We start from the raw sequence: 13,893 nt of genomic DNA on the forward strand, positions 1-13,893 counted from the left end.
CGAAATAGTGAATGGTGAAACGGTGAGTGGTGAGTGAAAACAGGACTGTCATCCTGAACAGAGCGAAGGACCTTATGCCAGTTGAACGATAAGCGTAACAACGACTTGTTCTCACGTCATAAGGTCCTTCGCTCTGTTCAGGATGACAGTCCTGTTTTCACTCACCGTTTCACTTAAACCGGCAGGTAAGAATGGTGATGTCGTCGGCGAAGTGGCTGCCTTCGCTGTTGTAGGTTTCGATTTCCTGAAGCAGTTCGCGGTGTAGAGTAGGCAGGGGCACGTAGCGCGAACGACGAAGAAAGTTGAGCACGCCTTCTTCGCCGAACTCTTCTACCTCTTGGTCGAACACTTCTGTGAGACCATCGGTGTAGGTGAGTAGCAGAGAGCGGGGGGGAACTTTGGTTTGCTGCACTTTCAGGAAGGGCAGTTCCTCAAAAATACCGAGCATGGTGGTGCCATCGGCCAGCAACTCGTGGTGGTGGTCGTCGCAGAGCAGAATGGGCGAGTTGTGGCCCGCATTCACGTACTCCAGCTCGCGCGTAGTGCGGTTGTAGATACCAAAGAAAGCCGTGATGAACTTCTCCGACACGGCATTGCGGTAAATCAGGTTGTTCAGCTCGGCCACAATAGTAGCCAGATCGGCCTGCTGGCGCAATAACGTCCGCAAGCCCGCCTGGAAGTTCGACATCAACAACGAGGCCGGCACGCCCTTGCCCGACACATCGGCCACACAGAACAGGAACCGTTCTTTGTTGATTGGTACTACGTCGTAGTAGTCGCCCCCGATGGCGGTGTGCGGCACGTAGCTGGCGTGCACCGCCACGTCCTCGTCGTTGGGTAGGCTGCGCGGAAACAGCATGGTTTGCACCTCCTGCGCAATCTCAATTTCCTTTCGCATAGCCGCCGCCGCTACGCGTTGCCGGCCCAGGCGGCGATTTTCAACCGCCCCGATCAGGATGTTGCTCAGCGTTTCCAGAAACTTGGTGGCCTCTTCGGGCACGTAATCGTCGTGCACGTTGCCGATGAGCACGTAGGCCAGGGTTTCGCCCCGGTGCTGCACCGGAATCAATAGTTCCAGCTGGTGCCACTCTTCGCCCAGATCCAGGTCGGCCACGGGTATGGGTTGGGTAGGACTGTGCGCCAGGATATGCTCAGGCAGGGGTAGACGATGAAAATCGACCAAGCCACCGCCAAAGCTTACCACGCACTGCCACTGGCCTTCCTCCTTCACATAGAGCACCATGCGCCGGATGTTGAGCTGACCGAGCAGGGTGAACTGAAATATTTTGTACAGCGCGGCCTCCGGCGAGTCGAGCGTGATGGCCTGGGTGATTTCCAGCAGGGCACCCAGCTCACGCTCTTTCAGAAACAGACGCTTTTCGGGAGAGATATAGTTAGACATTGGCTACGGGTGTTTTAGGGTCATAGGCGTCGCGGAGGCCGTTGCCGAGCAGGTTGAAGCTCAGCACCAGTAGGCTGATGGCTAGGCCCGGCAGCAGTGTGAGCCACAAGCCGGCCTCGGTGCCCAGGAGCTGAAAGCCCTCGTTCACCATCAATCCCCACGACGGGGCTGGGGGCTGCACGCCCAGGCCCAAAAAGCTTAGTCCAGCCTCCAGCAGAATAGCTGCGGCGAAGTTGCTGGTCGCCAGAACAATCAACGGGCCAATCATATTAGGAAGCAAGTGGCGGGCTATCAGCCGGCGCTGGGGTAGGCCTAATACGCGCCCTGCCTCCACAAACGTTGCAGAGCGCAGACTCAGCATTTGGCCGCGCACCACGCGGGCTACGTCTACCCACATCGTCAGGCCCACCGCCACAAACGACACCCACACGCCTTTGCTATTGAGGGCCAGCGATATAGCAATAACCAGCATAATACCCGGAATGCTCCACACCACCGTCATCACGCCCAGCAACACGCTATCAACCCAGCCGCCCACGTAGCCTGCCACGGCCCCAATGAGCATGCCCAGGGCCAGCGAAATCAGGACGGCAACCAGGCCAATGCCCAGGGAGATGCGCGTGCCCAGCAGCAGGCGGCTTAGCTCGTCGCGGCCAGCCTTATCGGTACCCAGCCAGTAGGTGCGCTGCTCCACGCGCTCAGCGAGGATGAACTGTTGCAGCTCGGCCGGCGAGCCGTCTTGGCCGGCCAACTGCCGCAGCCCGTAGCGGCGCGGTGGGTCGGGCAGGGCACTGTGGTTTTGGTAAGCTGGGAAAAAGGCCGAATCGGTGGTGAAGGTAGGGCGGCCACCTACCGGCACCTCCTGAAACTGGCGGGCCCTACCCTGCCACCACGTCCGCAGCGGGTTATTGGTAGCGGCGGCGCGGACGGCTGTAGGCAATGGCAGCTTCAAGATGGTAACCTGAAAGCCCGGCGACTCCTTTTGCAACTGCACCAGGCCGTTGTTGGCGTTGGGAGAGTTGTCGGGCAGCACCCAGTAGCCTAGCAGCGCCAGCAGCGTGCACAGCCCGATAAATGCCAGCCCAAACATGGCAGGGCGGTTTTGCAGCAGCCGCTGCCGCACGTAGTAGCTGGGCGGCCGGGCGGCTGCCGCTACAGTGGGCGCGGGAGCGGTAGGTGCGGCCACAGCTAGCGGGTGTTGTGTTGCAGCAGCCCTTCCTTGGAGGCCAGAAAGAATGCATCGCGGCAGATGGCGCCGAACGATGTGGGCTCGTAGGCCAGCTCGGTATCGGCATCGGGCCAGAAGCTGCGGATGAGGTCCTTTTCCAGCAAACTGCGCAGGTTTTCTTCCACAACAGGAGCGGCAAGGGTGGTTTTGCGGCTCAACTCAGCAAAAGATGTGACGAAATATAGTTCGTCGAGAATATCGAATTCGGCGTCGGTCACGGGGATGGTGTAGGTCGGGGAGGGTAGCAAATATAGGGTTGAGGCCGGAAAAAGTCAGGCAGCCGCAGACGCAGCTTAATTGCGGGCTAGCATTCCAGCGTTTTGTTGCGTTTTGATATAGACTATAATGTCCTTGATTTCTTGGTCTGACATATTAAAACCAGGCATTTGCTGCCTTTCATAATCTTCATACAGTTTCACTGCATATAAGTCGCCGCTAACAATGACTTTGGCAGGACTTTTCACCCATCGTATGATCCATTTTTCAGGTCGGCGCTTGGTAATCCCGGCTAATGCGGGACCTACTACCCTATCCAGCACCGCATGGCATTGCGCGCAGTTGCTATTAAAGAGTGTCTCGCCGGACGCATAGCGTGTCATTTCCGCAGGAGACAGTTCTATCTCATCTGTTTCCTGTACTTCAAGAGAATCAACCATTCCGGTTTGCGGACCTTCATCAACCGTTACTACCTCCTCTGGCTCGTGCAACAGCCCTCCTGCCGATAAAAAAACTGCGCCTATTGCACACGCCACTACCCCCATCCCTACCGTTAATGCGCCGCGTATCGATGCCTGACTCATAGTATATTTGATGAAGTAGTTGGTGTTATTTTCTTATCCACTCAAGTACCGTCAGGCGCGCTGTATTCTCAAGTGAAAAACGCTTTTTATTTCACCTGCCTTCCCTTCCATTGGTAGCCGCCGCGCAGGCCCAACAGCCCTACCCCCAACGTGTAGGGAGCATAGGTCAGCTGCAACAGTGGCACCATGCGCAGCCACCGCTGCCGATGCAGCAGGCGCAGTACGGGACGGAGAAACCACACATCACCCCCAAGCTTGAGTGCCCACGCCGCGCCTACCCACGGCCCCAGGCCCGGCTGCCGCAGCCACAGCACCGGCCCCATTGCCAACGACACATTGGCCAGCAGCACCAGCACCGCCAGCCGCTGCGGCGCGTCGGCCTGGTAATGGCGCCATTTGCTGGCCCAGCGTACCCGCTGCTGCAACAATGCCGCCAGGGTAGGCGGCGCGGCCGTGCGCACCACGGCCGCCTCTACCTGCAAAAACCGAATGCTGCCGGGGTAGGCCGCGTGCAGCTTATGGAGCAGAAATTCATCGTCGCCGCTGGCTAGGTGTTCGTTGCCGGCAAAGCCCTGCACGGCCGCGAAGGAGTCGCGGCGGTAGGCGAGGTTAGCGCCGTTGCACATCGTCGGGAAACCGGCTTGGATGCATGCGCCCCCTACCCCTACCAGCCCGGCAAACTCCAGGCCCATCAGGCGGTGCAGCACGGTATCGGGGCCGGTGAGCAGCACAGGGCCGCTGATAAAGCGCGTGGTGGGTGCCTGTTGGATAAGCAGGGCGTAGCTGCGGAGCCAGTCGGGGCCGAGGCGGCAATCGGCATCTGTACACACCACCCAAGGGGCGCGGGCCACGGCCAGCGCGGCTTGCAGGGCCGCTTTTTTGCCGGTGGGCGTGCCGGGCTGCCGGGCTAGTTGGATGAGACGCAATGAAAAATCCGTTACGGTGCCCTGCACTACTGCCGCCGTTGCATCAGTGGAGTGGTCATCAACCAGAATGACTTCAAACTGCGCGGCGGGTAGGGTTTGCTGGCGCAAGTCCTCTAGCAGATGCGGGAGGGTATCGGCTTCGTTGCGGGCGGCGATGAGGACGGAGAAGCGGACAGAACAGCTATTAGCTGTTGGCTGCTGATTGTTCGCTTCTATGTCAGGCAAAAAGCTATCAGCCAATAGCTGACAGCTAACAGCTTGCTTACCCCACGACCGGCGCAGGGCCACCATCACACCGGCATACACCAACGGCGCTACCAATAGCCCTACCCCCAGCCATTTCGTTTTCATGGATGCGTCGCCCGGTGGGCTTTTTTCTTTCGGAACACCTTCACTTGCAGCACAAACAATAGCCCTACCGCGCTGGGCAGCGCAATATTGACAACCCACAGGCTAAGGCTGGCGCTGAGCACCGGCAGCACCGGCTGGCCCAGCAACCCAAACAAATGTGTGGCCGATAACTCCCGCACGCCCACATCGGCCAGGGCGTTGAGCGAGGGCACCAGCGACTTAAACAGGAACGTACCGGCAATGGCCGCCAGCCCCTCGCCTACCCCCGGCCGGGCACCGTAGGCCAGCAACAACAAGCCAAATTGCACGCAGAACACCAGGTAGCGCAGCCCGGCAATAGCCAGCACCACCGTGAGGGCGCGGGCAGAGTAGCTGGGCATAACGGCCAGAAACCTCCGAAAGCGACGCAATGGCCGCACCAGTCCCAAGGCCGCCACCAGCAGGCGCGAGCGGTAGTACGGCAGCAGCACGGCCGCATTCAGCAGCAGCCCGGCCACCACCACGCCTACCTGCGTGGCCGGGTAGCCCACCAGATAAAACCGCAGCAGAAAATACGCAATGCCCACCGAGCCGGCGGCCACCGTCGCAATCAACTGGCAGTAGCGGCCCAGAAACACGGCTCCCAGCGCATCTAGCCGCCGGCTTTTCAGCTCGATGATGCGGCCGGCGTAGTCGCCTACCCGGTTGGGCGTCACGAAGCCTAGGGTGAGGCCTACCAGCACGGCCCGGTAGCTGCGCCGGAACGAAACAGGTTCTAGGTGCCGGGCCAGGCGCCACCATTTCCAAGCCTCCAGGCCCCAATTGACGGGCACCAACGCCAGCGCGGCCAGCACCGGCCCGCGGCCAGCGCCCGTGAGCGAGGTGGCCAGCAACTGTCGCCAGGCGGCAGCCGTAGCGGCATCGGCAAATACGGAGTAGTACAGCAACCCCAGCGTGAGCAGCGTCACGAGCAATTTGCCCGCCAGCACCAGCCATTTGCGCCGCCGGCCGACATTATCCGGCTTTTGGGCGTAGTTTTGTAGAGGGTCGGGAGGCAAAAGAGGAAGTAGCTTGTTGGCCCGGCAAGTTAGTTGTCCGTTGCTAGTTGTTGGTTGTCAGGGGCTGGTTTCTATGAGATGCGGCTACCTTAAAATTGATAACTACCTGCTTCCAACTGATAACCGACTCTGAAACCCACTTAGCTCATGCTCGCACCCCTCGCCGCCACCGATTTACTTCCCAAGATTATCATGGGGGTCGACCCCGGCACGCAGATCATGGGGTATGCCATGATTGAGGTGCAGGGCTCCAAAGTGAAGGTGCTGCGCTACGATGTGATTGAGATGAAAAAGCTGGCCAACCACGCCCTCAAGCTCAAGCGCATCTACGACCGCATGGTGGAGCTTATTGACGAGTTTCTGCCCGACGAACTGGCCATTGAAGCCCCTTTCTATGGCGTGAATGCCCAAAGTATGCTGAAGCTGGGTAGGGCGCAGGGTGTGGCCATTGCCGCCTGCCTGTCGCGCCAGATTCCGTACGTAGAGTATGCGCCTACCAAGGTGAAGCAGTCGGTGACAGGCTCCGGCGCGGCCAGCAAGGAGCAGGTGGCCCACATGTTGCGCCAAACCTTGCAGCTACCCCCCATTGAGGAAGCGCCCAAGTTCCTGGACGCAACCGACGCGCTGGCCGTGGCCATGTGCCACCATTACCAGAAAGGCAACAACCAGAAAGCTGGCGGCAAAAGCTGGGGCAAGTTTCTGGCCGACAACCCCGGCAAGCTGGCCGCGCCGGTGGCGGGCAAAAAGGCGGTCCGAACAAAGGGGTAATCCCTGCCTGGCCTAGCGCTTTGCCAGCCTGCGCACAGATCGCGCTAACTAGTATTCTGCTGTTTATTGCCGCTTGGGGTTATCCCAAGCCGTTTCTACGCGCGGTAAAGCGCCTTATATATAAAATAATCTATACCCCAGCCAAGAACCTGCAACCATTGTCATAACAATTGCCTCTTACCAAAAAAAGCAGGGCGTATTATTTCACTCTCAATTCATTATCCGCATGATTCGTACCTATACCCGCTGGCTGAGCTGTTTGCTGCTGAGCAGTTTGATGGCTTGTTCTTCTACCGACAAAGAGGAACCTGAGCCCATTGTAGACACCTTATGGAGCAATTCTGCTTACGGATACTGTCCGCAGCTCATGACGCGCACGGCGCTGGAAGAGTCTGTGACGGTGCTACCGGCGCGGGCCATGCACCAGACCGGCAAGATCTACCTGTGGGGAAAGTATATCTTCATCAATGAACTGTACGAAGGCCTGCATATCATTGATAATCAAGATCCCAGCAAGCCAAAAGCCATCGGCTTTCTGCGTGTGCCCGGTAACGTAGACCTCGCCATTCAAAACAATTACCTCTACGTTGACAACGGCCCTGATTTGGTAACGCTGGACGTGAGTACCGTGCAGACGCCCCGCATTACCAGCCGCGTGCGCAACGCTTTCCGGGAGTTGCTGCCGCCGATGGGGTACGTGGCATACAACTGCGCTTCCACTCGTCCCGAAAACACGGTGGTAGTGGGCTGGCAGCACGTCGATATTCCGGCACCTGGCGGGAGCACGCCTTTTCCTGGCTTGTGGGACAGGGGCGTATTCTTCAGCAATAGCGCCGGTACTGCCTCGGCGGCACCTGGCAACCTGACCGGAAAAAGTGGGTCGCTGGCCCGGTTCACCATCCTCAATCAGATGCTGTACACGGTTGATAACCAGAGCTTGCGGTTGTTTGACCTGCGCACGCCCTCATCTCCCGTAGCAGGCGCCAAGATAGAGTTGGCATTTGGCGTTGAAACGATATTTCCTTACGACCACTACCTGTTCCTGGGCACTCAGCGGGGCATGTACATTTTTGATGCCGCCACGCCTCAGGCCCCGCGTCAAGTTTCCTACTATCAGCACGTAGTAAGCTGCGACCCGGTGGTGGTGGATGGCAACTACGCTTACGTAACGCTACGCAGCGGCCAGTTCTGCGGGGGCGGGCCCAACCAGCTCCAGGTTATAGACCTTACTGCCCTCGACAAGCCCCGCCTGGCCCAAACCTACCCCATGACGGGTCCACAGGGCCTGGGGGTAGACAATGGGCAGCTTTTTGTGTGCGACAGTGACGGCCTGAAAACCTTCTCTACCCAACAGACGCCGCAACTCACGCTGCAAGAGCATTTTCAGGTGAAGGTGACCGACGTGATTCCGCACGCGGGCCTTCTGCTGGCTATTGGCGCCGACGGCCTCTACCAGTATCGCTACACCGGCACGAAGCTCGAACAACTGAGCCTGCTGCCGATTACGCCCCTACCCTAGTGCGCGCGCTGTTTTGGCAGTTGCGCCTGGTGTGGCCGTGGGTGCGTGTGGCCTTCGTAACCTGCTGGGCACTACCCGCCGCGGCCCAGCAGGCCCCTACCCCCACTACTCGCTTTTTGGCGCTGAAAGTGGTACCGCAACACGTGGTGCTAAGTGGCTATTGGCTAGAGGCAGAGTATGGTTTGCCGCGCCACGCGCACCAAAGCGTGGCGCTCACGGCGCAGCTCTATCACGGACCTGCCGGGCGCCCCAACACGCCGGGCTATGCCGCCTCCGACCCCGGCGAATCAGTGCGAGGCGTGGGCGCGGAGTTGCGCCACCGTTTGTACCTGCGAGCGGCGGCCCGCCAGGCGTATCCTACGGGCTTTTACTTTAGCTATGGGCCTAGCTTTCAGCATTTTCGCATGACCTATCCTACCCTGGGTTGGCGCGAGGTGAAAGGCCCCAACGGTTTGGAATACCTGGAGTATGGCCGCATTCCAAACACCACTACCATCAACCGGTATGGCGCGGCGGCCACGCTGGGCTACCAGGCGCCCCTACCCCCCGGCCGGGTTTTCCTAGACCTGTATGCGGGCGTGGGCTGGCGGCAGCGACATAATCAGTCGGACGACGCAATAGCCCAATTCAAGAGCGGCACTTCCGACTACGGGCACCGGGGATTTTATTTCCCGGCCGGCGTCAAAATTGGCGTGCAGTTGTAAACTGTCGTGTAAGCAGCGGTGCGGTTTCGGCCCTGCGGCTGTGAGCATTCTACTGGTTCACCAGCCGCAGGGCTAGTGTCATCCTACTCTTTGGTGCTACCTAGTAAGCAGCCCGACACGTTCCAGGCGCTAAAGGCGCTGCCTTCCCGCTTCCCGAGCGGAATGGCTACTTTGAAGGTGTGCTGCCCAGCCGGCAGGTCGGGCAGTGGAATGTAGACCGGTGGGGTCAGGCTACCGGGGCACCAGTTAGAACGGCTCAAATCGGAGGAAGACAGGCCGTTGCCGAAGTTGCCGGACGACGGATTCAGCAGCCGGTACGTGCCGCAATCGGTGCGCCAGGGAATGAAGTGATAGACCCGTTTTCCATCCAGAAAAAGCTCATTCAGCTTCTGATTAAACTCATCGCCGCCACCCCAGCCCCCATGGCCCGTGGTGATGTAGCGCAGCTGCACGTTCTGCATGGCACGTGGAATGTTCACCGTGACGGTGAGCGAGTCCTGCCCGAACATCGTCCCGTACTCCTGCCCGGCCATTTCCATGAGGTTGGTGGTATTGAAAATCGGCATTACTACAGGAGTCTGCGTTTGCGTGTCCGATTTGCCCCCAGGGTAGTATTTCAGGCGCAGGCTTACTTTGTGCCCGCCCTTGTCGTAGTTGCCAATAAATACGCCTACCCATACTTCGCCCTGCATGCGAGGAGCAAGCTCCGTTACATCTTGCCGAAACACGGCCGAATCGGCCCAGTTATAGCCTTTGATGGTGGAAGCGGCGTTGTAGGCCCGCACGCCGAAGGGGGTAAAAAAGCGCATCAATTCCAGCGGGGGTAGGTACTGGTTGGTGGCCACCACGCCCTGGTACTTCTCTTTGTACACCGGTAAGGACTTTACCCCCTGTTGCAAACCCTCTAAAAAAGACTGCTGCTTGTCCAACGGAATCAGGAACACCGACCCCGTGCGGTCGTACGCATCGCCGTTGGAATACTGTGACAGCTCGGCCAATATCTGCGTGCCTGCGCTATACTCGGGCAAGCGTATTTTCTTCAGGATGACGGTGCCGCCGGCGTAGTGGTAGGTGACATTTGCCTGCCCGGCCGCCGGGTTCGGCTGGTCGTTGCCGAACGAAATTTGTTCCTGCTGAAATACAGAGACGGTCGTAAATCGGCTGTCGATTACCTGCCGGTTATAGGTCGCGGCATCTACCACCGGCCCCATGGTGGCGGGGGTAGGCCAGGCGAGGTCGGGGCTTTTAACGGAGCCCCGCTTGATCTGGGTTGCGGTGACGGCCTGCTCGCCGTTGCGGACGGTTTTCAAAATCAGCCCCAGACCAGGTGCCACGCCAATGCTGGGTGTGCCTTTCAGGGGTAGGGTATTGGTGTACCACACCTCCACCGTGTTGGAGCGGATAATGACCTTGGCCTTCTTGCAGGGGTAGCCCAAAATGGTAGCCGTATCGGGCAGCAGCTCCGGCTGTTCGTACGCAGCAAAGTCCTTCATCTGCGTGACGTGCCCCCCGTTGGGCAAGGTGAGCACCTGCAACGTGCGTTGGGCGTCGTAGTCCAGGTACTGTTGTTCTTTCGCCTGTGCATCTGCCACCCGTTGTAGGTGCACCCGAGGGCCGTCGATAAACAACTGTAGGCGCCCTTCGGGCACCGCTTTTCCGTGGTAGGTTACATCGTAGGTGATGGTTGCGCGGCGTTGGGCATAACCCGTCACGGCGCACAGCAGGCAGGCAAGCAAAAAGGCGTATCTCATTTAGGTCAGGTTGTCGGGCAAGATAACCAGCGGCGTGGTAGCAAGCGGATTTGGCTTTGTTCAGCAGTTCCTACTAGCCGTTTTCCTACCCTATCTCAATCTCCCCCTTCAAATACGTCACGGCATAGCCGCTGATGAGCACCCGGTCCTGGCGCAATTCGCACCATAGGTCGCCGCCGCGGGGCGAAACTTGGCGGGCGCGTAGTTCGGTTTTGCCTAAGCGTTCGGCCCAAAAAGGCACCAGTGTGGTGTGCGCCGAACCAGTTACGGGGTCCTCGGGTACTCCTACGCGCGGCCCGAAAAACCGCGACACGAAATCGACTTCCCCGTTACCAGGTGCCGTGGCAATAACGCCACGGTAGGGCACTTGCAGCAACGCAGCCTGATCGGGTTGCAGGGCCGTCACTTCTTCCTCCGAAGCAAATAATGCTACCAGATCGGGGCCGGCGAGTAGCTGTTGGGGTGTAGCACCCAACCCGGCGAGTAGTCCTTCTGGCACCTCGTCCAGTGGACGGGGCGGACGGCTCGGGAAGTCCAACGTGAGGCGGCCGCTTTCGTGCCGGCTCACGCGTAGAGGGCCACTTTTGGAGTGAAACGTCAGCTCATCGCCTTTGAAATTAAGATGCCGTAGCAGCACGTGAGCTGAGGCCAGTGTAGCGTGCCCGCACAGCTCTACCTCTACAGCAGGCGTAAACCAGCGGATTTCATATTCACCCTCCTGACCCTCGCGTGGCACAAAGAAGGCGGTTTCGGCTAGGTTGTTTTCGGCGGCAATGGCCTGCATGGTGTCGGCAGGTAGCCACGCGGTTAGCGGGCACACGGCAGCGGGGTTGCCGGCAAATAATGTATCTGTGAAGGCGTCGATTTGGTAGAGCGGCAGTAGCATAAGAAATAAACAGGATGATTAGTCTATTAGATGAATGGCGAGCAAAAATGCTATGCAGATATATACAGGCATGATCCTCATCACTTCTTCTGAATAGAATGCGTGAGCTTTTTGAACTCCGCTAAGTTCGCCTCGTACTCGTCGCGGGCGATGCCTTCCAGGGCAATAGCGGTGTTGCGCAGCACGGTTACTTGCTGAAATATCAGCACTTTCTGGCCGCGCAGCTTGCCGTAGGCTTCTACCTCGTAGCTTTCCAATTCGTGGGGGTGGGTAGTGGCGGTGCGGCGCACGGTGTAGTCGGTGAGGCCATACTGACGTAGGGTAGTGATGAGGTCATCGGCCACGTCGGCAGCTGTCATGGACGAGCTGAAGGGCATGGGAATGACCGTCAGGACGGGCTCGTTGCCGAACGGTTCGGCGCGGCCGCCATCCAGCGTGTAAATCAGCTGGTTGCCCATCTGCCGCACAAACGTGAAACGCGAGGCTTTATCGTCGAGGGTGAAACCGAGGCGGGCAAAAGGATCTGGGGCAGCACCACGCTCGTAGCGGGCCGAGAGTAGGGCCTGCCGTAGCGCGGCCCCGGTGGCTGTGTCGGCGGCGGGGTAGGGCGTGGTGGTGAGTAGCACGGCAAAGGTAGAGTCGCCGAACGCCAACTGGTAGCTGCGACGTGCGGGCTGCGGCTCGGCCCAGATCAGCCGGGCTGGGTAGCCTTGCACCTGCACCGCATTGTCGGTCAGCACCTTGCCACCACGGGCTGTAATCTTGGTTGGGCCGAAGCTGGCCGCGTTGGTGTAGTAGTTGGTGGTCGGCAGCTCGTAGACCTGCACGGCATTGTTGCCACGGCGCAGGCCCGCGAAGCCCGGCGCTGTGCCGAAGCCAGCCGGGGGCAATAGCAGCAGACGCGTAGTGGGTATCCGCACGTAGCCAGCCGGTAGGGCTTCCGCTGCCGGCGCTTCCGAAGGTTTGCTTAGCAACTGCGCCGTTGCCGTGTGCCCCATCAACAAACTGAAGCTTACCATCAGCCCTACCCTACCCCCTACGACGCCCAACGCTGTTCTTTGTTTCATGGCTAGCTCTGGTCGTGCTGCCTACCAGCATACCAGCGGCAAGGTACAGGGTGTTCGGTGATATTTCACGCAAAATCCGGCGCTCATCTTACTCCCTATAGCACCTATAGGCTGATCTTTTCTGCGAAGTCTTACCAGATTTGCGCAAGGATTTCCAGTAGGTCACCTAATTTGCCGTGGGCAGTTTATTTCCCAGCGCCCTACTCTATTTCACTGAGTAGCCTACCACACCTGTTTCGTTTGCTGTATGAAAGCACTCCTTTTAATTGATATTCAGCCTGATTTTGTGCCGGGTGGCCGCCTGCCGGTGCCCGACGGCGATACCATTATTCCGCTGGCTAATGCACTACAGCCGCACTTTGAGCTGGTGGTAGCTACCCAGGACTGGCACCCAGCCGGCCACCAGAGCTTTGCCAGCAGCCACGCTGGCCACGCCGTGTTTGACCGCATTTCGCTGCACGGGCACGAGCAAGTGCTCTGGCCCGACCACTGCGTACAGGGCACGCCCGGCGCCGCCTTACACCCGCAGCTGGATCAGCACCGCATTGAGGCCATCTTCCGCAAAGGCACCAATCCGGAAATTGACAGCTACAGCGGTTTCTTCGACAACGGCCACCTGAAAAGCACCGGCCTGGCCGACTACCTGCGCGGCCGGGGCGTAACGGAGGTGTACCTAGCCGGCCTGGCCGCCGACTACTGTGTGTATTTCACGGCCAAAGATGCGCTGACCGAAGGCTTTGCCACGTATGTAATCGAGGATGCCACCCGCGCCATTGATGCGGAGGGCTACGCCGGCGCCCGCGCCGACGTGCAGCACCGTGGCGGCCAGCTGATCCAAAGCGCCGATCTGCTCCCATAACCTACCCATTGTTGGACACGCCCCTTATCCTAACGCTCACGCTCGACGCCAACGCGCAGCAGTTTTTCAATCGCCTGCGCGAGGAGCACTTCCCGCCCGAGCGTAACTACCTGGCGGCTCACCTCACGCTGTTTCACCACTTGCCCGGCGACCAACTTGAGGCCATAACGCGGGAGCTAGCAACCCGTGCCCGCCACATGACGCCCCTTTCCTTAAATGTAACAGGCGTGCAGTTTCTGGGCCGCGGCGTGGCCTATTCCCTCGAAAGCCCGGCGTTGCAAGCCTTGCACCAGGAATTGCAGACAGAATGGAAGCCCTATCTCACGCCCCAGGATCAGCAGCGCCGCCGCCCCCACGTCACCATCCAAAACAAAGTAGACCCCAAGGTAGCGCGTGCACTGCACGAAGAACTGAGCGCGTCGTTTCAACCCTTCGAGGCCCAGGGTAAGGGTATGCACTTGTGGGCGTACCGCGGCGGCCCCTGGGAATCGGTGCGGCAGTTTGTGTTTTTGGGGTAGGGAGATGGTGAAGTGGTGAGGTTGTGAGTAAAAACGCGGCTGTCATCCTGAGCTTGCGAAGGACCTTCTCACGTCAG

14 protein-coding genes are annotated in these 13,893 nt (G+C 59.2%); 5 read left to right on the top strand and 9 right to left on the bottom strand.

Annotated features, from left to right (window positions below):
• Positions 1-169: 169 nt before the first annotated feature.
• From KYK14_RS19385 to KYK14_RS19410, 6 genes are all read right to left on the bottom strand, one after another.
• On the bottom strand, positions 170-1,402 hold the full coding sequence (locus KYK14_RS19385) for a PP2C family protein-serine/threonine phosphatase (RefSeq protein WP_219161195.1): 1,233 nt from the start codon (positions 1,400-1,402) through the stop codon (positions 170-172).
• Complete coding sequence (locus KYK14_RS19390) at positions 1,395-2,588, bottom strand: ABC transporter permease (RefSeq protein ID WP_343217143.1); 1,194 nt, start codon at positions 2,586-2,588, stop codon at positions 1,395-1,397. The genes KYK14_RS19385 and KYK14_RS19390 overlap by 8 nt, the downstream gene beginning before the upstream one ends.
• A 2-nt stretch (positions 2,589-2,590) precedes the next feature.
• Entirely contained in the window at positions 2,591-2,878 is a 288-nt protein-coding gene (locus tag KYK14_RS19395) for a hypothetical protein (protein ID WP_208307106.1), read from the bottom strand.
• A 45-nt stretch (positions 2,879-2,923) separates the two neighbouring features.
• Positions 2,924-3,430 (bottom strand): cytochrome c, encoded by a 507-nt coding sequence (locus tag KYK14_RS19400; protein WP_219161197.1) that lies wholly within the window; start codon positions 3,428-3,430, stop codon positions 2,924-2,926.
• Between the two features lie 86 nt (positions 3,431-3,516).
• Positions 3,517-4,707, bottom strand: a complete 1,191-nt coding sequence (locus KYK14_RS19405; protein ID WP_219161200.1) for a glycosyltransferase — start codon at positions 4,705-4,707, stop codon at positions 3,517-3,519.
• Positions 4,704-5,744 carry a lysylphosphatidylglycerol synthase transmembrane domain-containing protein gene (locus KYK14_RS19410; RefSeq protein WP_219161204.1) on the bottom strand — a complete coding sequence of 347 codons (1,041 nt, stop codon included), beginning with the start codon at positions 5,742-5,744 and terminating at the stop codon, positions 4,704-4,706. The genes KYK14_RS19405 and KYK14_RS19410 overlap by 4 nt, the downstream gene beginning before the upstream one ends.
• Before the next feature lie 147 nt (positions 5,745-5,891).
• Here KYK14_RS19410 and ruvC point away from each other — a divergent pair, with 147 nt between their 5' ends.
• The 3 genes from ruvC (at position 5,892) to KYK14_RS19425 (ending at position 8,735) form a co-directional block, all read left to right on the top strand.
• The gene (ruvC, locus tag KYK14_RS19415) at positions 5,892-6,512 is read left to right on the top strand and encodes a crossover junction endodeoxyribonuclease RuvC (RefSeq protein ID WP_185280600.1); all 621 of its coding nucleotides are present in this window, start codon (positions 5,892-5,894) and stop codon (positions 6,510-6,512) included.
• Positions 6,513-6,738: 226 nt separating this feature from the next.
• Positions 6,739-8,031, top strand: a complete 1,293-nt coding sequence (locus KYK14_RS19420) for an LVIVD repeat-containing protein (RefSeq protein ID WP_219161207.1) — start codon at positions 6,739-6,741, stop codon at positions 8,029-8,031.
• Positions 8,031-8,735: a hypothetical protein gene (locus KYK14_RS19425; protein ID WP_219161210.1), complete on the top strand. Its 705-nt coding sequence runs from the start codon at positions 8,031-8,033 to the stop codon at positions 8,733-8,735. The genes KYK14_RS19420 and KYK14_RS19425 overlap by 1 nt, the downstream gene beginning before the upstream one ends.
• A gap of 83 nt (positions 8,736-8,818) precedes the next feature.
• Here KYK14_RS19425 and KYK14_RS19430 read toward each other — a convergent pair whose 3' ends face one another.
• The 3 genes from KYK14_RS19430 to KYK14_RS19440 all read right to left on the bottom strand — a co-directional run bounded on the left by KYK14_RS19430 (position 8,819) and on the right by KYK14_RS19440 (position 12,439).
• Positions 8,819-10,486 (bottom strand): PNGase F N-terminal domain-containing protein, encoded by a 1,668-nt coding sequence (locus KYK14_RS19430; protein ID WP_219161213.1) that lies wholly within the window; start codon positions 10,484-10,486, stop codon positions 8,819-8,821.
• Between the two features lie 85 nt (positions 10,487-10,571).
• Positions 10,572-11,372, bottom strand: a complete 801-nt coding sequence (locus KYK14_RS19435; protein ID WP_219161216.1) for a PhzF family phenazine biosynthesis protein — start codon at positions 11,370-11,372, stop codon at positions 10,572-10,574.
• An 80-nt stretch (positions 11,373-11,452) separates the two neighbouring features.
• A complete protein-coding gene (locus tag KYK14_RS19440; protein ID WP_219161219.1) occupies positions 11,453-12,439 on the bottom strand; it encodes a hypothetical protein in 987 nt (328 codons plus the stop codon).
• Positions 12,440-12,686: 247 nt separating this feature from the next.
• On the opposite strand from KYK14_RS19440, the gene pncA reads away from it, so the two are divergent.
• The gene (pncA, locus tag KYK14_RS19445; RefSeq protein WP_219161222.1) at positions 12,687-13,298 is read left to right on the top strand and encodes a bifunctional nicotinamidase/pyrazinamidase; all 612 of its coding nucleotides are present in this window, start codon (positions 12,687-12,689) and stop codon (positions 13,296-13,298) included.
• 11 nt (positions 13,299-13,309) lie between these two features.
• On the top strand, positions 13,310-13,816 hold the full coding sequence (locus tag KYK14_RS19450) for a 2'-5' RNA ligase family protein (protein ID WP_219161224.1): 507 nt from the start codon (positions 13,310-13,312) through the stop codon (positions 13,814-13,816).
• Positions 13,817-13,893 lie beyond the last annotated feature (77 nt).

It is taken from the genome of Hymenobacter profundi (assembly GCF_019334315.1).
Lineage (GTDB): Bacteria > Bacteroidota > Bacteroidia > Cytophagales > Hymenobacteraceae > Hymenobacter > Hymenobacter profundi.

Bases quoted from the DNA above. Each gene is read 5' to 3' on its own strand.
- KYK14_RS19385 (WP_219161195.1), bottom strand. From the start codon at position 1,402: ATGTCTAACTATATCTCTCCCGAAAAGCGTCTGTTTCTGAAAGAGCGT.
- KYK14_RS19400 (WP_219161197.1), bottom strand. From the start codon at position 3,430: ATGAGTCAGGCATCGATACGCGGCGCATTAACGGTAGGGATGGGGGTA.
- KYK14_RS19405 (WP_219161200.1), bottom strand. From the start codon at position 4,707: ATGAAAACGAAATGGCTGGGGGTAGGGCTATTGGTAGCGCCGTTGGTG.
- ruvC (WP_185280600.1), top strand. From the start codon at position 5,892: ATGCTCGCACCCCTCGCCGCCACCGATTTACTTCCCAAGATTATCATG.
- KYK14_RS19420 (WP_219161207.1), top strand. From the start codon at position 6,739: ATGATTCGTACCTATACCCGCTGGCTGAGCTGTTTGCTGCTGAGCAGT.
- KYK14_RS19430 (WP_219161213.1), bottom strand. From the start codon at position 10,486: ATGAGATACGCCTTTTTGCTTGCCTGCCTGCTGTGCGCCGTGACGGGT.
- KYK14_RS19435 (WP_219161216.1), bottom strand. From the start codon at position 11,372: ATGCTACTGCCGCTCTACCAAATCGACGCCTTCACAGATACATTATTT.
- KYK14_RS19440 (WP_219161219.1), bottom strand. From the start codon at position 12,439: ATGAAACAAAGAACAGCGTTGGGCGTCGTAGGGGGTAGGGTAGGGCTG.
- pncA (WP_219161222.1), top strand. From the start codon at position 12,687: ATGAAAGCACTCCTTTTAATTGATATTCAGCCTGATTTTGTGCCGGGT.